Genomic DNA, 18889 nt, shown 5'->3' on the forward strand with positions numbered 1-18889 from the left:
GAAGCAGCGGATACGGAGCAACGGGGCGCGGTCGTGACGGCCCGCAGGATCGTGGTGAAGGTCGGCTCGTCCTCCCTCACCACGGCTTCCGGCGGCCTCGACGCCGACCGGGTGGACGCGCTCGTGGACGTCCTCGCCAAGAGCCGCGGCGACGGCGAGAAGGAGGTCGTCCTGGTCTCCTCCGGCGCGATCGCCGCCGGGCTCGCCCCGCTGGGCCTGCGCCGCCGCCCCCGCGACCTGGCCCGGCAGCAGGCCGCCGCCAGCGTCGGCCAGGGCCTGCTCGTCGCCCGCTACACCGCCTCCTTCGCCCGCTACGGCGTCCGCGTCGGCCAGGTGCTGCTCACCTCCTACGACACCAGCCGCCGCGCCCACCACCGCAACGCCGCGCGCACCCTCGACAAGCTCCTGGCGATGGGCGCGCTCCCGGTCGTGAACGAGAACGACACGGTCGCCACCGACGAGATCCGCTTCGGCGACAACGACCGCCTCGCCGCGCTCGTCGCCCATCTGGTCCACGCCGACCTGCTCGTCCTGCTCTCCGACGTGGACGGCGTGTACGACGGGGACCCGAGCCGGCCCGGCACCTCCCGCGTCGGCGAGGTGCGCGGCCCGCAGGACCTCGCCCACGTCGAGATCGGCAGCGCGGGCCGGGCGGGCGTCGGCACCGGCGGCATGGCCACCAAGGTCGAGGCCGCCCGGATCGCGGCCGCCGCCGGCATCCCGGTGGTGCTGACCAGCGCCAGCCACGCCGCCGACGCCCTCGCCGGCCGGGACACCGGGACGTACTTCCACCCCACGGGCCGCCGCTCCGCCGGCCGGCTGCTGTGGCTCCAGCACGCCTCCGCGCCCCAGGGCGCGCTCACGCTCGACGACGGCGCCGTGCGCGCGGTCGTCGAACGCCGCACGTCGCTGCTGCCCGCCGGCATCGCCGCCGTCGAGGGCGACTTCACCGCCGGCGACCCGGTCGAACTGCGCGACGCGGCGGGCCGCGCCGTCGCCCGCGGACTGGTGAACTTCGACGCGAAGGAGCTCCCCCAGCTGCTGGGCCGCTCCACCCGGGAGCTGGCCCGCGAACTGGGCCCGGCGTACGAACGCGAGGTCGTGCACCGGGACGACCTGGTCCTGCTGCACCCGTAGACGGGGCGCCCGCCACCTTCTCGAACGCCCGGAGGCACAGGCCCCCGGCATGGGGACGTTCCGTAAAAACGCCCCGCGGAGCCGCCGCGCCTGTTCCACTTTGGTGCAGGGAGTTCCGCACGACCATGGTGAGAAGGAGGCCGTCGTGAGACGAGTGCGCCCTGGGGCGGCGGCGTCCCGCGGTGGTGTCGCCTGCCGGACGGTCGGCGAGGAGCGGGCGCTGACGAGCGTCGCGACCGGCGACGCCTACGAGGGCGGCGAGCCGCGCGAGCAGCCCCGGCTGTGGCACGTCACGCTGAGCGTCTCGGGCGCCGAGGCCCCGCTGAGCGAGGTGCGGCGCGGCCTGGAACAGCTCGCCCACGACCACCCCTTCCTGCTGACCAGCCGGTACGCGGCCGACCACGCCGAGATCCGGTACTGGGAGGAGGCCCGCGACCTGCACGACGCGGCCGCCGTGGCGCTGCGCCTGTGGGGCGAGCACCGGCAGACGGCGAAGCTGCCGCCCTGGGAGATCGTCGGCCTGGAGGTCATCGACCGCGAGACCTACCACCAGCGCGTCGCGGAGGGCTACGGAGTACTGCCCGCCACGCCCGTGGGCGTCCACCCCTTCTAGTGCCGTGACCGGAGAGGTTCACCGGCTCGCGGCGTCCGGCACGGCACTCCCCCTGGCTCTTCGAGCAGAGGGGACCCCACGCCCCGTTGTCGGAGCCACCCGGGTACGTCCGGTACGAGGGCGGTCCTCCGCCTCGCGGCGCACCGCACCGGACGCCGCGAGCCCGCGGCAGACCTTTCCGGTCACGGCACCAGGCCCTGTCAGAGCCCGTCACCTGCCCGTTCCCGCCGCGCGCCCCTTCCGGGGCGCATGTCGGATCCGTCTCGGTTTCTGGGACGGCGGCCGACCCGCCCGGGCGGGCGCACTACCCTGCAATGCCATGACCACGCTCTCGCCGTACGACGCCATGTCCCCGGTCACCCAGGCCGCCTACCGCGCGCAGGCCGCCGCCGCGGATCTCGCGCCGCTGCCGCGGGCCGAGAAGGACGACGCGCTCCTCGCGATCGCCGACGCCCTGGAGGTCCGCACGAGCGAGATCGTCGGGGCGAACGCCGAGGACGTGGCGCGGGCCCGGGAGGCCGGGACGGGCGAGTCGGTCGTCGACCGGCTCACGCTCACCCCGGAGCGGGTGCGCGCCATCGCCTCGGACGTGCGCGACGTGGTGGCGCTGCCCGATCCGGTCGGCGAGGTCGTCCGCGGCTCGACCCTGCCCAACGGCATCGACCTGCGCCAGGTCCGCGTCCCGCTCGGCGTCGTCGGGATCATCTACGAGGCCCGCCCGAACGTCACGGTCGACGCGGCCGCCCTGTGCCTGAAGTCCGGGAACGCGGTGCTGCTGCGCGGCTCGTCCTCGGCGTACGCGTCGAACACGGCCCTCGTGCGGGTCCTGCGCGACGCCGTCGGCGGCGCCGGGCTGCCCGCCGACGCGGTGCAGCTCGTGCCCGGCGAGAGCCGCGAGTCCGTGCGCGAGCTGATGCGCGCCCGCGGCCTCGTCGACGTGCTCATCCCGCGCGGCGGCGCCTCCCTGATCCGCACGGTCGTGCAGGAGTCCACCGTGCCGGTCATCGAGACCGGCACCGGCAACTGCCACGTGTACGTCGACGCCCAGGCCGACCTGGACACGGCCGTCGAGATCCTGATCAACTCCAAGGCGCAGCGGCCCAGCGTCTGCAACGCCGCCGAGACGCTCCTGGTGCACCAGGACATCGCCCCCGCGTTCCTGCCGCGCGCCCTGGACGCCCTCGCCGAGGCCGGCGTCACCGTCCACGCCGACGAGCGCGTCCAGGCGTACGCCGAGGGGTCCAAGGCCACCGTCGTCCCGGCCACCGCCGAGGACTGGGAGACGGAGTACCTCTCGTACGACATCGCCGCCGCGGTCGTCGACTCGCTCGACAAGGCCGTCGAGCACATCCGGCTGTGGACCTCCGGGCACACCGAGGCGATCGTCACCACCTCGCAGCAGGCGGCCCGCCGGTTCACCCGGCTGGTCGACTCCACGACGGTCGCCGTGAACGCCTCGACGCGCTTCACCGACGGCGGCCAGTTCGGCTTCGGCGCCGAGATCGGCATCTCCACGCAGAAGCTGCACGCCCGCGGTCCCATGGGCCTGCCGGAGCTGACCAGCACCAAGTACATCGTGACCGGCGACGGGCACGTGCGCCGCTGAACGGGTGGTCCGGCCGCCCGGCCGGATCGTCCCGGCAACCGGATGAATTTCCTTACCGTCTGCCCAAAATGACCCCCCAGGTCTACTCTGGACCCGTGCCGGAGGACGTGGGGGGCACGCCGTTCCCTGACGGCTGGGAGCCCGACGACGACCGCGACCGCGGAGGCGACGAGGAGTTCGCCGCCGTGGTCTTCGACGAGGACTTCGTACGGGCGGCCGTGGTCCACGAGCCGACCGCCGTGGAGCGCCTGCTGGCCGCGGCCCAGGCGAGAGCCGAGGCCTCCGAGGCGGAGGCGCGCCGGGCGCACGCGCGGGGCGCACGCGGCGACGACGACCTGTACGACGAGGGCTTCGGCCCCGACGGACCCGGCGGCTTCGGCCACGATCCGGACTTCGACGAGTACGACGACCCCGACGGGCGGTACGGCGCCCCGGGCACGTACGGCAAGCCCCGCTGGCACCGCCCCGTCGCCTGGCTGCTCGCCCTGGTGATGGGCGTCGGCATGGTGGCGCTCGCCTTCGCCGCCGTCTACCGCGGCGCCTCCGCCGGCGGCCGCGGCGAGGTCCCGCCGCCCGTCACGACGACGGGACCGGAGCAGGGCCAGGACGCCGCCCCGGGGACGGGCCCGTCGGCCTCCGCCGACCGTTCCCGGCCTCCCGTGACGGCCGTGCCGCGCACTCCCTGACGCGCCGTCCCCCGGCCGGAGCGACCGCGCCCCTCCGGCGGGCGGCCATTGGAATTTGTCGTGTACCAGCGCGTTTACCCGAGGTCCGGGGGACCTAGTCTGAAGGTATGGGCGGGCCAGGAGACCCACCGGAGGGGACACCCGAGGGAGCTCCCGGTGGGGAGGACGAGTACCGATCCGTCGTCTTCGACGAGTCGTTCGTCCGCGCTGCCCGGCTCCAGGAGTTCTCGGCCCGGGAGCGCGCAGGCGACCACGCCCCCGCCGTGCGCCGCCGGCCCCCCGCGCACCGGGGACTGTCCCGGCAGGCGCTGATCCTCGTCGTACTGATCGCGCTCGCCTTCGGCACCGCCGTCTACATGGGCGTGCGCCACCCCTACGAGACCCCGCGGGCGAAGCCCGTCGAGCCGTTGCGCATGACGGTGATCCCGCTCGCCCCGCGGCAGGCGGTGCCCGGCGCGGCGGAGCCCGAGGAGCTGTACGCGCACAGTCCCGCCGCCCAGTTCCGCATCGGCGCCGACGGCTTCACGATGCCCCCCGCCCGGCGCACCGCCCACTTCTCGGAGAGCCAGGTCGTCGCCGCCCTGGCCACGGCCAAGGACTACCTCGTCGAGTCCTCGCTCGACCCGGGGGTGCTCGCCGGCGGCTCCGTGCGCTCCGTGCGCCTGCTGGTCGAACCGCAGCAGCTCGCCCAGTTCGACCGGAGCTTCGACCACCCGGCCGCGGACGGACGGCACGCGTCCACCGGCTGGCTGGTCCGCTTCGACCCCTCCCGCACCGAGCTGGCCGACAAGAAGGTCCGCGTCCAGGGCACGCTCCAGGTCGCCGAGGCCGACTCCGACGCCCTGGAGGTCGTCGCCGACCACACCCTCGTCTACGCGCTGCGGCCCGCCGGCTCCGGCCGGGGCGCCGAGGCCTCGCTGTTCGTCGTCCGGCGCGGGCTGCACTTCCGGTTCGACCGGGACGACCTGCGGCTGCACCAGGCCGAGCTGGCCGTCTCCGACCTGCGGGCCGGGCCGCTCGCCTGCGCCGAGGAGACGGCGGACCGGCTGCGCCCGCTGCTGGCCGGGCAGACGGCCGGGACGGGCGGCCCGGCGGGCACGGACCCGTACGCGACCGGCGGCGCGACCGCGCTGTGCGGGTCGCTGGCCGCCGCCGCGCAGCCGCGGGTGTGAGGGTGTGAGCACGGGCCCGTCCGGCGGGGCGGGCCCGGCGGACGGACGGCGGGACGGGTCCGGCGGTCGGCCGGACGGCGGTCAGACGTCGTCGCGCGGAGGCGGCTCCTCGTCCTTCGGCGGCCGCTCCCCGGACGCGGCGGAGGAGCCGGACCCGGTGAAGCCGCCGAAGCCGCGCCGCACCCGGCCGCCGAGGTCCCCCGCGCCGCTCGCCAGGTCGCTGACCAGCTTCATCAGCGGGTCCTTCGAGTTCTTCACATCGCTGGCGTAGCCGGCCGCCGACTGGCGGAAGGAGTCGCCGACGGAGGCGTCCTTGTCCTGGTCGCGGCGCTCGTAGTGGCCGTCCATGATCCGCTGGTGGTCGCGGGACTCGGACCACTTCTTCAGCTCGGCGGCCCGGACGGTGGTGAAGGGGTGGCTGCGCGGCAGCACGTTCAGGATCTTCAGCACGGAGTCGCGCAGGTCGCCGCCCGCCTCGTACTCCTCGGCCTGCCGCAGGAACGCGTCCACGTTCATCTCGTGCAGGTGGTTGCCGCCCGCGATCTTCATCAGGCCGCGCATCGAGGCCCGCAGGTCCTGGCCGACCAGCAGGCCCGCGCGGTCGGCGGACAGCTCGGACTTGCGGAACCACTCGCGCAGCGCCGTCACCAGGGCCATGATCGCGACATTGCCGAGCGGGATCCACGCCACCTTCAGGGCGAGGCCCGTCAGGAACAGCAGGACCGTGCGGTAGACGGAGTGCCCGGACAGCGCGTGGCCCACCTCGTGGCCGACGACCGCCCGCATCTCCTCCTCGTCGAGCAGTTCCACCAGGCCCGTGGTGACCACGATGATCGGCTCGTCCAGGCCGACGCACATCGCGTTCGGCTGGGGGTCCTGCCGCACGTACATCTGCGGGACCCGCTCCAGGTCCAGGATGTAGCAGGCGTCCCGCAGCATCACGTGCAGGTGCGCGAACTGCTCGTCGGAGACGCGCACCGAGTCGGACAGGAACAGCAGGCGCAGGCTGCGCTCCGGCAGCAGGCCGCTGAGCGCCTTGAAGACCGTGTCGAAGCCGCTGAGCCTGCGCAGCGCCACCAGGGCCGAGCGGTCCGCCGGGTGCTCGTAGGCGCGCGAGGAGATCCCCGGGAACCGCCTGCGCCGCCTGCCCGGCACGTTGCGCCGCCCGTCCTGCTCGTGACCGTCGTCGGACATGTCGTCGTCCCCCATGTACGTGATGTACGTGTGTCGTGCCCCATACGCCCCCGAGGCTGGGGTCAGCCTAGGCGGAGTTACCGTGGACGGGCAGTACAGCGAAGGAGTCGCACGTCATGGAGCACAGTTCCGCGGCCGTCCGGTCGGCAGAGGCGGTCCTCGCCGCCGGCGAGCAGGGGCCGGGCAACCTGCTCCGCATCGTATTGATCGTGATGGTCGTCGGCTGCGTCCTCACCGCCTGGCTGCTGCTGCGCGGCTACAAGCGCGACGACTGAGGTCCCGCGGGCCACCCGGGCCCCGCGGGCCGCGCGGAGCGCCGCCCCGGCCCGTGCGGCGTACGTCACGGCCGGGCGCTCCGGGACGGCCGCCTCTCTCCAACGGCGGAGTCGGCGTGAGCGCACGGGAGGCCCCCGCATACGATGGGGCGACGTCTTTCCCGCCCACACCGGATAGGTCCTGCCGAAGATGAGCATCCAGAGCACCGCCGCCCAGCTGGTCACCCTCGCCGCCGAGGGCGGGGAGCACGGCGGCAACCACGAGAGCATCAGCCCGGCCGTCACCGGCGGCGCCGCCTTTGTCATCCTGCTCCTGCTGCTGTGGATCACCACCCGCTTCAACCGCGACCGCTGAGCCCCCGCCGGGCCCGGCGGCGGGGACTGACGGCCGGAGTCCGTCGGCCGGGCCGGTAGGGTCTGCACGCATGGGAGAGCAGGACATGCCTACCGGTCCGGCGAACGGTCCGGCACGGGGCCCCGAGTTCGGCCCGTCGAACGCGGGCAAGCGCCGCCTGGGCGTCATGGGCGGAACGTTCGACCCGATCCACCACGGGCACCTCGTGGCGGCCAGCGAGGTCGCCGCACAGTTCCACCTCGACGAGGTGGTGTTCGTACCGACCGGGCAGCCGTGGCAGAAGTCCGACCGGAAGGTCACACCGGCCGAGGACCGCTATCTGATGACGGTCATCGCGACCGCCGAGAACCCGCAGTTCTCGGTGAGCCGCATCGACATCGACCGCGGCGGGCCCACCTACACCACGGACACCCTGCGCGAGCTGCGCGCCCTCAACCCCGACACCGACCTCTTCTTCATCACGGGCGCCGACGCGCTCGGCCAGATCCTCACCTGGCGCGACACCGAGGAGCTGTTCTCCCTCGCGCACTTCATCGGGGTGACCCGGCCCGGCCACACGCTGACCGACCCCGGCCTCCCGGAGGGCGGGGTCTCACTGGTCGAGGTCCCCGCTCTCGCCATCTCGTCCACGGACTGCCGTGCGAGGGTCGCCAAGGGCGATCCCGTCTGGTATCTGGTGCCGGACGGGGTCGTGCGCTACATCGACAAGCGCGAGCTGTACCGCGGCGACTGAGCCGAGAGGGGCACCGGTGAACGACCGATACGACGCCGGCTACGGAGGCGACCAGTACGAACTCGTCGGCTACGACGAGTTCGGGCAGCCCGTGTACCGGCAGGTGCCGCCGTCGGCGCAGCAGGGCCTGCCGCAGCAGCAGGACCAGCAACAGCCGTACGGGCAGGGCGGATACGCCTCCTACGACCCGTACGGGGGCGCTCAGCAGGGCTACGGCTACGACCCCTACGCGACGGGCGCCGACGGGCAGCCGCCCGCCGCGCCCTACGACCCGTACGGCGACGGGCGGCAGCCCGGCACGGCGTACGGCGGCGGGCCGTCCCCCGACCCCTACGACCCGTACGGCGCCGGAACGTCCCGGCACGACGGCGGGGCGACGGCGTACGACCCCTACGGGCAGGCCGCCGGCACCGGGCAGCAGCCCCGGGTGGCCGAGCAGACCGCCCGCATCCCGCAGCAGCAGGCGCGCTACGCCGAGCCGGACGAGGCGGCCGGGCGGGCGCCGGCCGACGGCGGGGAGCCCGGGGACGGGGCCGGGAGCGGCGCCGACCGTGACTACCGCACCGAGCAGTTCGCCTTCGTCGAGGAGCCGGACGGCGACTCCGAGGACGTCATCGACTGGATGGCGTTCACCGAGAACCGCACCGAGCGCCGCGAGGAGGCCAGACGCCGGGCCCGCAGCCGGCTGATCGCGCTGGGCGTGGTCCTCGCCCTGGTCGTCGTGGGCGGCGTCGGCTACCTCTGGTACGCGGGCGGGCTGCCCGGCACCTCGTCCGGCGGCACCGGGGGCACCACGACCGCGGCGGGCGCCCAGAACCGCGACGTGATCGTCGTCCACCTGCACGACACCAAGGGCACCGGCACCTCCACGGTGCTGCTCGTCGACAACACCACCGCCAAGCGGGGCACCACCGTCCTGCTGCCCAACTCCCTCGCCCTGACGGACGAGGACGGCACCACCACCACGCTCGCCAAGTCCGTCGACGACGACGGCTCCTCCGGGACGCGCGAGGCGCTGGACACGGTCCTCGGCACCGAGATCCAGGGCACCTGGCGGCTGGACACCCCGTACCTCAACAACCTCGTCGAACTGGTCGGCGCCATCGAGGTCGACACCGACACCGACGTGCCCGACCCGGACGCCAAGTCCTCCGACGAGGGCGCCTCGCCCCTCGTGCACAAGGGGGAGAAGCAGACGCTCAGCGGCAGGATGGCCGTCGCGTACGCCACCTACCGCGCCCCGGGGGAGTCGCAGAACGCCCAGCTGGAGCGGTTCGGGCAGGTCATGCAGGGCGTGCTGCGCAAGCTGTCCTCCGATCCGGACGCGGCGACGGTCACCGTGCAGACGCTGGCGCAGATCCTCGACCCCTCGCTCACCGACAAGGACCTCGGCACCTTCCTGGCCAAGCTCGCCGACCTCGCCAAGGGCGGCGACTACAGGACGACGTCGCTGCCGGTGCAGGCGGACGGCACGCTGAGCGCCGAGGCGAGCGACGGCGTGGTCGAGGACGTGCTCGGCGGCGCCGCCAGGAGCCCCGAGCAGGGCGCCGCCGTCCGCGTCGGCGTCCGCAACGGCACCGGCGACAAGGACGCCGGCGAGCAGGCCCGCGTGGCCCTGGTCAACGGCGGCTACACCTTCCTGGACGCCGGTACGGCCTCCGCCGCCTCGTCCGCTTCGCAGGTCACGTACGCGGACGCCGCGAAGAAGGAGGACGCGGTCGAGGTCGCCAAGACCCTCGGACTGCCGACGAGCGCCGTGCGGAAGGGCAAGGTCACGTCGAACGCGGACGTGTCCGTCGTGCTCGGTCAGGACTACGAGGTGAGCGACGCGGCGGACGGCACGGAGACGGGGGCGGGGACCTCCGGTACGACGACCGGCTGACCGGCCGGCGGGCGGGGACCGGGGCGCCGGTCCCCCTCGTGGACCGCCCGCCGGCCGGCGGGCGGGACGTGCGCGGGCGGCGCGTCCGCCGGGGCCGCTCCCGGCGGCGGACGCCCCGGGCGGCCCGCCCGTACGCCGCCTCCCGCCCCGCGGCCGATCGAGCCGTGGGTGCTTCCGGCGGTCCGTGAGACCCTTGAGGTCCGAAGACCGTCGACCGAAAGCCGCGTAGTGACCGCCACTGACCGCTCCATCGAGCTCATCAACACCGCCGCCCAGGCGGCCGCCGACAAGCTCGCGCACGACATCATCGCGTACGACGTCAGCGACGTGCTGTCGATCACGGACGCCTTCCTGCTGGCGTCCGCACCCAACGACCGCCAGGTCAAGTCGATCGTCGACGAGATCGAGGAGCGGCTGAACAAGGAACTGGGCGCCAAGCCCGTACGCCGCGAGGGCGACCGCGAGGCCCGCTGGGTCCTGCTGGACTACGTGGACATCGTCGTGCACGTCCAGCACAGCGAGGAGCGCGTCTTCTACGCCCTGGAGCGGCTGTGGAAGGACTGCCCCGAGCTGGACCTGCCCGAGGACGCCAAGGCGACCCGCGGCAAGGCCGAGGAGCACGCGCGACGCGAGGCCGCCGAGGACGCGGACCGGTTCGGCGGGGACCAGCTGTGACCGCCGAGGGGGGAACCGGGAGCACGCCGCGGCGTGCTCCCGGCCGGGGCCGCCGCGTCGTCCTCTGGCGGCACGGACAGACCGCGTGGAACGTCGAGCACCGCTTCCAGGGCACCACCGACATCCCGCTCACCGAGGCCGGCGTGCGGCAGGCCCGGCGGGCCGCCCGCCTGCTCGCCTCGCTGAGGCCCGACGCGATCGTCGCCTCCGACCTCGGCCGGGCCGCCGCCACGGCGCGCGAGCTGGCCGACCTCACCGGCCTGGACGTGACGCACGAGGAGGGCCTGCGGGAGACGTACGCGGGCGTCTGGCAGGGGCTCACGCACGACGAGATCCAGGAGCGCCACGGCGAGGAGTACGCCGCCTGGAAGCGCGGCGAGCCGGTGCGCCGGGGCGGGGGCGAACTGGAGACCGAGGTCGCCGACCGCGCCGCCCCGGTCGTCCTGCGCCACGCGGAGAAGCTGCCCGAGGGCGGCACGCTCGTCGTGGTCAGCCACGGCGGCACGATCCGGACCACCATCGGCCGCCTCCTCGGCCTGGAGCCGCAGCACTGGGAGAGCCTCGGCGGCCTCTCCAACTGCTGCTGGTCGGTCCTGGGGCAGGGCGCGCGCGGCTGGCGCCTCCTGGAGCACAACGCGGGAAGCCTGCCCGAGCAGGTCATCGGCGACGACGTCTGACCCGGCCTCCGGGCGCCGCCGCGTCCGGTGCCCGTGCCCCCGGGAGGGCGGATTTCACTTTCCGGGGGCACGCAGGCTAAAGTTCTTCTTGTTCGCCCCGCCGAGCGGGAAGCGGAACGACATGCGGCTCAGCCGCGTGGCAAGGGGCTATAGCTCAGTTGGTAGAGCGCCTGCATGGCATGCAGGAGGTCAGGAGTTCAATTCTCCTTAGCTCCACAGGAACGAGGCGACTCGTGTCCGCGGACAACGCGGACCGGGTCGCCTTCGTCGTCCTCCCCGCGGCCGCGCCGCGCAGGGCGGAGGTTTCGCCACCCGCACCCCCTGGGACCGCGGGCGCCCTCTTCTCGCACTCCCCGGGTCCTGCCCCCCGAGCCGGGGCCGCGCTCCCTCCCCGTGTCCCCGAGCCGGGGCCGCCCTCTTCCCGCATTTCTTGATCCCGGGCCCGGTCCGTTTGAGTCACCGGGGCCCCACCGGCGTATACGTCTTCGGACGCGCTCCTCGTGTGTGCATACGCGCTGGCCACAGCGGCATGCGCGGGCGCCGTGTCCGGACTGGTACTGAGGCGTCGCTGACCGTATTGGTCCGGCCGTGGCAGAATCAAACGGCCGGAAGGGGGCGCGGCCCGACGGGAGGGAGAATCGATGCCAGCGAGCATCCTCGGGGAGGTCGGCGATCTCCTCGAAGCGGGGGAGATACGGAACCTGATCACCCCCGTGGACCGCCCCTCCTGCGGCTCGCTCCACGATCCACTGCTCGGCGACGACGGCGGGACCCTCCACATGCGCACGGCCTGCGGCCACTCCTGGAGCTGACCCATGGGTGCACACAGGAGGAAGTGCGACTGGTGCGGCAGCGGCACGCCCATCGTCCGAGACATGGAGCCCGTCAACCACGACTACCAGTACTGGTGCGAGGAGTGCGCGCGGGCGCTGATCATAAAAGGCGACCCGATCGAGACGTACCGGGAGCTGGAGGGCGAGCCGATCTACGGCCGGCTCCTGGACGAGCACTGCACCCTCAAGCGGTTCTACTCGTTCGCCACGGCGTGACCGGCCGGGGCCGGTGTCCGCGCCGGCCCTGAGGGCGACACCTGCGTCGGCCCTGACGGCGGCACTTGTGCAGGCCAAAGGCGCGATCGACGCGCACGGCGGGTGACTTGTCCGGATTGCCCGCCCGTCCGGAAATCGATTTGGTGATCCACCCACCGGACCGTGTAATGTTGGCGTCGCCGCCGGGGAAACCGGGCGGAACACCGCAAGGGGCTATAGCTCAGTTGGTAGAGCGCCTGCATGGCATGCAGGAGGTCAGGAGTTCAATTCTCCTTAGCTCCACAGGAACGAGAGCGGTCCGTCTCCGGGAAGAAACCGGAGCGGGCCGCTCTCGCCGTTCGCCCACAGCCGTGGGACGGCCGGACGACGAAGGGGGTCCCTCGCGCGAGGGACCCCCTTCGTCGTCCGCACTCGGCGGCCGGGTCAGCGGCCGCTGCCCAGGGCCCTGCGGCCGCGGCCCTCGCGTACGGCGGGGAGGTTCCGGCGCGGGGCCGCGGACCGGGTGTCCTCCTCGATGCGCAGTGCGAGCGCGGGGCAGCGGCGCACCGCCCGCAGCGCCTTCGCCTCCGCGTACCGGGGCACCGACGCCTGCGCGACGGTGGGGAAGCCGTCGGCGCCCAGCTGGAAGACCTCCGGGAGGATGTCCGCGCACAGCCCGTGGCCCCGGCACAGCGTCCAGTCGACGTGGATCTTCTGCCGGCTGGGCCCGTTCGTCTGCTCGCTTTGGCCGCCGGGGACGCCGGTGGGCAGGTGGCCGCCCTCGAAGAGCGGCAGGACGCCGTGCACGGGCCGTCCGCAGCCGTTGCCGAGGACGTGCGCGGCCAGGTCGTCCGTGAACGCCTTGAGGGTCGACTCCAGGAACATCGCGGAGCCGTCCGGGTGCGAGCAGGCGCCGCGCCGCTTCACCGCGCCCGCGACCTGCTTGAGCGCCTCCAGGGCGGCGGGGCCGCCGCCGTTGAGGATGTCCTCCATGCCACGCGCCGCGGCCGGCAGGCCCAGGTAGCAGGGGCCGCACTGCCCCGCGCTCTCCTCGGCCAGCCACTGCGCCACCCGCAGCGACTCGCCCAGCGGACAGGTCTCCTGGCTGATCGGCAGGATCGCGCCGGCGCCCAGCGAGCCGCCCACCGCGTCCAGGGAGTCGCGCGAGACGATCGCCTCGTCGACGGTCGCCGCGTCGATCCACTTGCCGTGGTAACCGCCCGTCAGCACGCCCTGGGGCACCGGCGGGGCGCCCGCGAGCTGGAGGACGTACCGCAGCGGGACGCCCGTGGGGACCTCGATCACCATGGGGCGGGCGACCGCGCCGGAGACCGTGAGCATCACGGTGCCCGGCTCGTCGTACAGGCCGGTGTTGCGGTAGCGGTCGGGGCCGATGCGGGCGCCGATCGCCAGCTGGGCGAAGGTCTCGGCGTTGGAGAGCAGGGTGGGGGCCCCGCCGACGCCGCTCCGCGAGGCGCTGACCTTGCGGCCCGGCGGGATCGCCGGGCCGCCGTCGATGGAGCGGATCAGCGAGGCGGCCGCCCCGGTGACCATCCGCACCGGATTGCGCTGCACGCGTGCGCGCAGGGCCGAGCCGCGCCGGTTGGTCAGGCCGCGCTCGGCGAGCGCGGCCTCCATGGAGCGCTGGGTCGACTCCCGGGTCACGCCGACGACCAGGGTGCGGGCGCCCAGGGCCTCGGCGACCAGCAGGGCGCCGTCCAGGATGAGGTGCGGGGCGCGGTTGATGAGCACCGTGTCCTTGCGGCAGGCCGGCTCGTCCTCGCTGCCGTTGACGACCACGACGGGCCGTACGCCGCGCTTGATGGCCGACTCGGCCACCGAGCGCAGCTTCTTGTGGAAGGGGAAGCCCGCGCCGCCGCGGCCCTTGAGGTTGATGCGCTCGGCGAGCTGCGCGAGCTGCTCGCCGCCCATGGGTTCGAGCGGCCCGTGCACCTTCAGGTGCATGGCCAGGTCGAGTCTCTCGACCAGGTCGAAGCCCGACGTGAGCTGGGGAAGGCCGACGACGCGGACTTCGGGGACGTCGGGCAGGGCCTCGTTCACTTAAAGCCTCCGGAAGGCGTGTTCCAAGGTTCGCCCGAGCCCGGTGCGTCGAAGTCGTACGAGGCGCCGGGCAGTGTTTCGGTGGCGGGACCGCTGTTGTACGTGTCGCCCGTGTCGTACGTGCCGTAGGGGCTGTTCGACTCAACGGTGTCGCGTACATCACTCACGCCGTACCCGGAGGCGTCCGGATCGCCGTACGCCGGGATGGTGTACCCGGTGTCGATGAGCGGGTCGTACGCGGACGGGGGAGCTTCGCCGACCGGCGGTGGGGACGGGATCGGCCAGGCGCCCGGCGCGCCGCCGCCCCCGTCGAAGCGCGGGAAGGTCTCGGTGGGCCGCAGGTCCGAAGGCATGTCCAGCGGCGTCTGCAGCGGGGACGTCAGGTCGGAGGCGTACGGCGGCTGCGGCCGCTGCGGGGCGGAGACGGCGCGGTAGGCGGCCGCGAAGCCCGGCTCGGCAGCCGCGGGCCGCGCCGGGGCCTCGAACGACGGCGCGGACGGGAAGCCCGGGCGCGCGGCCGCCGGGTCGGTGAACGGCGCGCCCGCCCGCGGGGACGCGGCCGTCCCGGCGAACGACGCCGCCGGCCGCTGCTTCTCGTAGCCGGGCAGCGCGGACTCGCCGGCCGCTCGGGCGCGGCCGGTCTCCGTGCCCTCGCGCCCCGGGCGCTCCTCGGTGCCCAGGAACGCGGCGATCCGGTCGGCGACCCTGCGCTTGACCGGGCGGGGCGCCGCGCGCAGCGCGAGGGCGCCCGCGACGCCGAGCAGGGACAGGCCGTAGAGGACCACGAAGATCGGCTTGGCCTCGCGGCCGGCGTACAGGCCGTGGACCAGCGCCGCGCACCAGGCCGGGTAGGCCAGCATGTGCATGGCCCGCCAGCGGGCCGCGACCGGCGCGGGGGAGGCGAAGGCGCTGCGCAGCGCGCCGGTGATGCCGACGAAGATCATGAGCAGGCCGGCCGCGGAGCCGAGGCCGATCAGCCCGGCGCTCCCGGTGACGCCGAGCGAGAAGGGGATCACGGCCGCGATCAGCGTGGTGTGGTCCAGGGCGATCTTCGTGGTGATGTGCAGCAGGAGGAACGCGATCGAGGCGACCGCGGTCGTGCGGTGCACCGCCTGGCCGACGATCCGCTGCCGGGTGTTGAGGAAGATCCGGTCCTGGGCGACGAGGCCCCAGATCACGGAGCAGCTGAGCGAGACCAGGGACAGCACGCCCGCGCCGAAGTTCAGGAAGTCGCGGACGGTGTCACCTCCGACCAGCACGACCACGGGGATGAGCAGCAGGACGGCAGCCGACGCCGCCCCATAGGCCGACCGGCCGGGTATGGGGAGCGAGCTGTTACTGCGACGAGAGTTCATGGAGGCAACTCCGAGCGGGGGGTTCGGGAAAGCGGTCCCGGGCCCGCACTCTAAGTCCAGCCATACCGAGGAGTACGAGGTTTCAGTTATTGCGCCGTTATCAAAGGGCGACGAGGGTGTTGTGATGTCCCTTAGAAGTGCTTACGCGAAGTTGTCATCGACTTCTGTTCAGTCTGTGGCGACCCTGTGAAGGTGTGGCACTCTGTGTCGTGATGGGTGCGCGCCGGACGGCGCGGTGATGCCGGGGTGGCACCGTGTGCTCGTCGCGGCCCGCTCGACGCCTGCGGTACCCTGACGCCATGCGTGCCGTACGCCTTCTGCTTAGCGAGCCGCGCTGATCAGTCCCGGCCACCGACGGAGCCGATGGCATCCGTGGCCGGAATCAGCGCGGCGTCCCCTCCTGTGCGAGGGGCTTTTTCATTTCCTGAGCCGTTGGCGGAGACGATCGATGGAGCTTTCAGAATCATGAGCGAGACGACCCACGCCGCTGCCGCCGAGGCCGCGGCGCCGCACCGCTACACGGCCGCCCTGGCCGCCGAGATCGAGGCACGCTGGCAGGACTTCTGGGACGCCGAGGGCACCTACGAGGCGCCGAACCCGACCGGTGACCTGGCGGGCGACCCCGAGCAGGCCGCCCGGCCCAAGAAGTACATCATGGACATGTTCCCGTACCCCTCGGGCGCGGGCCTGCACGTCGGCCACCCCCTGGGGTACATCGCCACCGACGTGTTCGCCCGGTTCCAGCGCATGACCGGTCACAACGTCCTGCACACCCTGGGCTTCGACGCCTTCGGCCTGCCCGCCGAGCAGTACGCGGTGCAGACCGGCACGCACCCGCGCGTGTCCACCGAGGCCAACATCAAGAACATGCGGAGCCAGCTGCGCCGGCTGGGCCTGGGCCACGACAAGCGCCGGTCGTTCGCCACGATCGACCCGGAGTACTACAAGTGGACCCAGTGGATCTTCCTGCAGATCTTCAACTCCTGGTACGACGAGGAGGCGGACCGCGCGCGGCCGATCGAGGACCTGGTCGCCCAGTTCGCGAGCGGTGAGCGGGCCGTACCGGACGACACGCGCGCGTGGGGCGAGCTGTCCGACGCCGAGCGCGCCGACGTGCTGGGCCGCTACCGGCTGGCGTACGCCTCGGACGCGCCCGTCAACTGGTGCCCCGGCCTGGGCACCGTCCTGGCGAACGAGGAGGTGACCGCGGACGGCCGCTCCGAGCGCGGCAACTTCCCCGTCTTCAAGGCCAAGCTGCGCCAGTGGAACATGCGCATCACCGCCTACGCCGACCGGCTGCTGCGCGACCTGGACGCGCTGGACTGGCCCGAGGCCATCAAGCTGCAGCAGCGCAACTGGATCGGCCGCTCCGAGGGCGCCCGCGTCGACTTCCCCGTCGGCGACCGTGCCGTCACGGTCTTCACCACCCGCCAGGACACCCTGTTCGGCGCCACCTACATGGTGCTGGCGCCCGAGCACCCCCTGGTGGACGACATCGTCCCCGGCGCCTGGCCCGAGGGCACCCGCGAGCTGTGGACCGGCGGCCACGCCACCCCGGCCGAGGCCGTCGCCGCCTACCGCGCGCAGGCCGCCTCCAAGTCCGACGTCGAGCGGCAGGCCGAGGCCAAGGACAAGACCGGCGTCTTCACCGGCGCGTACGCGACCAACCCGGTCAGCGGCGAGCAGGTGCCCGTCTTCATCGCCGACTACGTGCTGATGGGCTACGGCACCGGCGCGATCATGGCCGTCCCGGCGCACGACACCCGCGACTTCGCCTTCGCGCGCGCCTTCGACCTGCCGATGCGCTGCGTGGTCGAGCCCTCGGACGACCGCGGCACCGACCCGTCGACCTGGGACGACGCGTTCTCCTCGTACGACGCCAAGCTGGTCAACTCCGCCAACGACAGCATCAGCCTGGACGGCCTGGGCGTCGCCGAGGCCAAGGCCCGTACGGCCGAGTGGCTGGAGCGCGAGGGCATCGGCGCCGGCACGGTCAACTTCCGGCTGCGCGACTGGCTGTTCAGCCGCCAGCGCTACTGGGGCGAGCCCTTCCCGATCGTCTACGACGAGGACGGGGTCGCCCACGCCCTGCCCGAGTCGATGCTGCCGCTGGAGCTGCCCGAGGTCGAGGACTACTCGCCGCGCACCTTCGACCCGGACGACGCGGACACCCAGCCCGAGACCCCGCTGTCGCGCAACGAGGACTGGGTCAACGTCACCCTGGACCTGGGCGACGGCCCCAAGAAGTACCGCCGCGAGACCAACACCATGCCCAACTGGGCCGGTTCCTGCTGGTACGAGCTGCGCTACCTGGACCCGCACAACGCCGAGCGGCTGGTCGACCCGGAGATCGAGCGCTACTGGATGGGCCCGCGCGAGGGGCAGCCCCGGGGCGGCGTCGACCTGTACGTGGGCGGCGCCGAGCACGCCGTGCTGCACCTGCTGTACGCGCGCTTCTGGTCCAAGGTGCTGTTCGACCTGGGGCACGTCTCGTCCTCCGAGCCGTTCCACAAGCTGTTCAACCAGGGCATGATCCAGGCCTACGTGTACCGCGACAGCCGCGGCATCGCCGTGCCGGCCGCCGAGGTGGAGGAGCGCGACGGCGCGTACTGGTACCAGGGCGAGAAGGTCTCCCGGCTGCTGGGCAAGATGGGCAAGTCCCTGAAGAACGCGGTCACCCCGGACGAGATCGCCGCCGAGTACGGGGCCGACACGCTGCGCCTGTACGAGATGGCGATGGGCCCCCTGGACGTGTCGCGGCCGTGGGACACGCGCGCGGTGGTCGGCCAGTTCCGACTGCTGCAGCGGCTGTGGCGCAACGTGGTGGACGAGGCCACCGGCGAGGTGACCGTCGTCGACGCCGAGCCCGACGAGGACACGCTGCGCGCCCTGCACAAGGCGATCGACGGGGTCCGCCAGGACCTGGAGGGCATGCGGTTCAACACCGCCATCGCCAAGATCACCGAGCTGAACAACCACCTGACCAAGGCCGGCCGGCCGGTGCCGCGGTCCGTGGCCGAGGCGCTGGTGCTGATGGTCGCGCCGCTGGCCCCGCACATCGGCGAGGAGCTGTGGCGCAAGCTGGGCCACACCGACACGGTGGTGCACCGGGACTTCCCGGTCGCCGACCCCGCGTACGTCGTCGACGAGACCGTGACCTGCGTCGTCCAGGTCAAGGGCAAGGTCAAGGCGCGCCTGGAGGTGTCGCCGTCGATCTCCCAGGAGGAGCTGGAGAAGGTCGCGCTGGCCGACGACAAGGTGGCCGCCGCGCTGGGCGGCGCTCCCGTCCGCAAGGTGATCGTGCGGGCGCCGAAGCTGGTGAACATCGTCACGGGCTGAGCGGTCCGTCCGGACTGGGCGGCCCGCCCGGACTGGGGGTCCGCCCGGGGTGGCGGACCGTCCGGGCCGTCCGGGCCAGGTGATGTGTCCGGTCCGTCCGG

Annotated in this window: 17 protein-coding genes and 2 tRNA genes; 16 read left to right on the forward strand and 3 right to left on the reverse strand. The window is 73.3% G+C overall.

Annotated features, from left to right (window positions below):
- Nucleotides 1-33 precede the first annotated feature (33 nt).
- From proB to IE271_RS00435, 5 genes are all read left to right on the forward strand, one after another.
- Nucleotides 34-1137: a glutamate 5-kinase gene (gene proB / locus IE271_RS00415; RefSeq protein WP_229919063.1), complete on the forward strand. Its 1104-nt coding sequence runs from the start codon at nucleotides 34-36 to the stop codon at nucleotides 1135-1137.
- A gap of 154 nt (nucleotides 1138-1291) precedes the next feature.
- The gene (locus IE271_RS00420; protein ID WP_190188539.1) at nucleotides 1292-1750 is read left to right on the forward strand and encodes a DUF8830 family protein; all 459 of its coding nucleotides are present in this window, start codon (nucleotides 1292-1294) and stop codon (nucleotides 1748-1750) included.
- 319 nt (nucleotides 1751-2069) lie between these two features.
- The gene (locus tag IE271_RS00425) at nucleotides 2070-3356 is read left to right on the forward strand and encodes a glutamate-5-semialdehyde dehydrogenase (RefSeq protein ID WP_190188058.1); all 1287 of its coding nucleotides are present in this window, start codon (nucleotides 2070-2072) and stop codon (nucleotides 3354-3356) included.
- Between the two features lie 95 nt (nucleotides 3357-3451).
- Nucleotides 3452-4042: an SCO2584 family spore wall biosynthesis protein gene (locus tag IE271_RS00430; protein WP_444546133.1), complete on the forward strand. Its 591-nt coding sequence runs from the start codon at nucleotides 3452-3454 to the stop codon at nucleotides 4040-4042.
- 107 nt (nucleotides 4043-4149) lie between these two features.
- A complete protein-coding gene (locus tag IE271_RS00435; protein WP_190188060.1) occupies nucleotides 4150-5214 on the forward strand; it encodes an SCO2583 family membrane protein in 1065 nt (354 codons plus the stop codon).
- A gap of 81 nt (nucleotides 5215-5295) precedes the next feature.
- On the opposite strand, the gene IE271_RS00440 is transcribed toward IE271_RS00435, so the two are convergent.
- Nucleotides 5296-6408, reverse strand: a complete 1113-nt coding sequence (locus IE271_RS00440; protein WP_190188540.1) for a M48 family metallopeptidase — start codon at nucleotides 6406-6408, stop codon at nucleotides 5296-5298.
- Between the two features lie 116 nt (nucleotides 6409-6524).
- Between IE271_RS00440 and IE271_RS00445 the strand changes: the two genes are divergently transcribed.
- From IE271_RS00445 to IE271_RS00490, 10 genes are all read left to right on the forward strand, one after another.
- The gene (locus IE271_RS00445; protein ID WP_190188061.1) at nucleotides 6525-6683 is read left to right on the forward strand and encodes a hypothetical protein; all 159 of its coding nucleotides are present in this window, start codon (nucleotides 6525-6527) and stop codon (nucleotides 6681-6683) included.
- A 190-nt stretch (nucleotides 6684-6873) separates the two neighbouring features.
- Nucleotides 6874-7038, forward strand: coding sequence for a hypothetical protein (locus IE271_RS00450; RefSeq protein ID WP_190188062.1), 165 nt, complete (start codon nucleotides 6874-6876; stop codon nucleotides 7036-7038).
- Nucleotides 7039-7108: 70 nt separating this feature from the next.
- Nucleotides 7109-7771: a nicotinate-nucleotide adenylyltransferase gene (gene nadD / locus IE271_RS00455; RefSeq protein ID WP_190188063.1), complete on the forward strand. Its 663-nt coding sequence runs from the start codon at nucleotides 7109-7111 to the stop codon at nucleotides 7769-7771.
- Nucleotides 7772-7787: 16 nt separating this feature from the next.
- A complete protein-coding gene (locus IE271_RS00460; protein ID WP_190188064.1) occupies nucleotides 7788-9653 on the forward strand; it encodes a LytR C-terminal domain-containing protein in 1866 nt (621 codons plus the stop codon).
- A gap of 228 nt (nucleotides 9654-9881) precedes the next feature.
- The gene (gene rsfS, locus IE271_RS00465; protein ID WP_190188065.1) at nucleotides 9882-10328 is read left to right on the forward strand and encodes a ribosome silencing factor; all 447 of its coding nucleotides are present in this window, start codon (nucleotides 9882-9884) and stop codon (nucleotides 10326-10328) included.
- Nucleotides 10325-11005 carry a histidine phosphatase family protein gene (locus tag IE271_RS00470; RefSeq protein ID WP_190188066.1) on the forward strand — a complete coding sequence of 227 codons (681 nt, stop codon included), beginning with the start codon at nucleotides 10325-10327 and terminating at the stop codon, nucleotides 11003-11005. The genes rsfS and IE271_RS00470 overlap by 4 nt, the downstream gene beginning before the upstream one ends.
- Nucleotides 11006-11148: 143 nt before the next feature.
- Nucleotides 11149-11221: transfer RNA gene (locus IE271_RS00475), tRNA-Ala, on the forward strand.
- A gap of 425 nt (nucleotides 11222-11646) precedes the next feature.
- Nucleotides 11647-11817 (forward strand): hypothetical protein, encoded by a 171-nt coding sequence (locus IE271_RS00480; protein WP_190188067.1) that lies wholly within the window; start codon nucleotides 11647-11649, stop codon nucleotides 11815-11817.
- Between the two features lie 3 nt (nucleotides 11818-11820).
- Complete coding sequence (locus tag IE271_RS00485; RefSeq protein WP_010986886.1) at nucleotides 11821-12054, forward strand: hypothetical protein; 234 nt, start codon at nucleotides 11821-11823, stop codon at nucleotides 12052-12054.
- 209 nt (nucleotides 12055-12263) lie between these two features.
- A tRNA-Ala gene (locus tag IE271_RS00490) sits at nucleotides 12264-12336 on the forward strand.
- A 141-nt stretch (nucleotides 12337-12477) separates the two neighbouring features.
- Here the strand turns inward: IE271_RS00490 and IE271_RS00495 are convergent.
- Both IE271_RS00495 and IE271_RS00500 read right to left on the reverse strand, forming a co-directional pair.
- A complete protein-coding gene (locus tag IE271_RS00495) occupies nucleotides 12478-14094 on the reverse strand; it encodes an NADH-quinone oxidoreductase subunit NuoF family protein (RefSeq protein ID WP_190188068.1) in 1617 nt (538 codons plus the stop codon).
- The gene (locus tag IE271_RS00500; protein WP_190188069.1) at nucleotides 14091-15449 is read right to left on the reverse strand and encodes a ferric reductase-like transmembrane domain-containing protein; all 1359 of its coding nucleotides are present in this window, start codon (nucleotides 15447-15449) and stop codon (nucleotides 14091-14093) included. Before IE271_RS00500 ends, IE271_RS00495 begins: the two co-directional genes overlap by 4 nt.
- Nucleotides 15450-15914: 465 nt before the next feature.
- Here IE271_RS00500 and leuS point away from each other — a divergent pair, with 465 nt between their 5' ends.
- Complete coding sequence (gene leuS, locus IE271_RS00505) at nucleotides 15915-18788, forward strand: leucine--tRNA ligase (RefSeq protein WP_190188070.1); 2874 nt, start codon at nucleotides 15915-15917, stop codon at nucleotides 18786-18788.
- Nucleotides 18789-18889 lie beyond the last annotated feature (101 nt).

Source organism: Streptomyces minutiscleroticus (assembly GCF_014650875.1).
Taxonomy (GTDB): Bacteria; Actinomycetota; Actinomycetes; order Streptomycetales; family Streptomycetaceae; genus Streptomyces; species Streptomyces minutiscleroticus.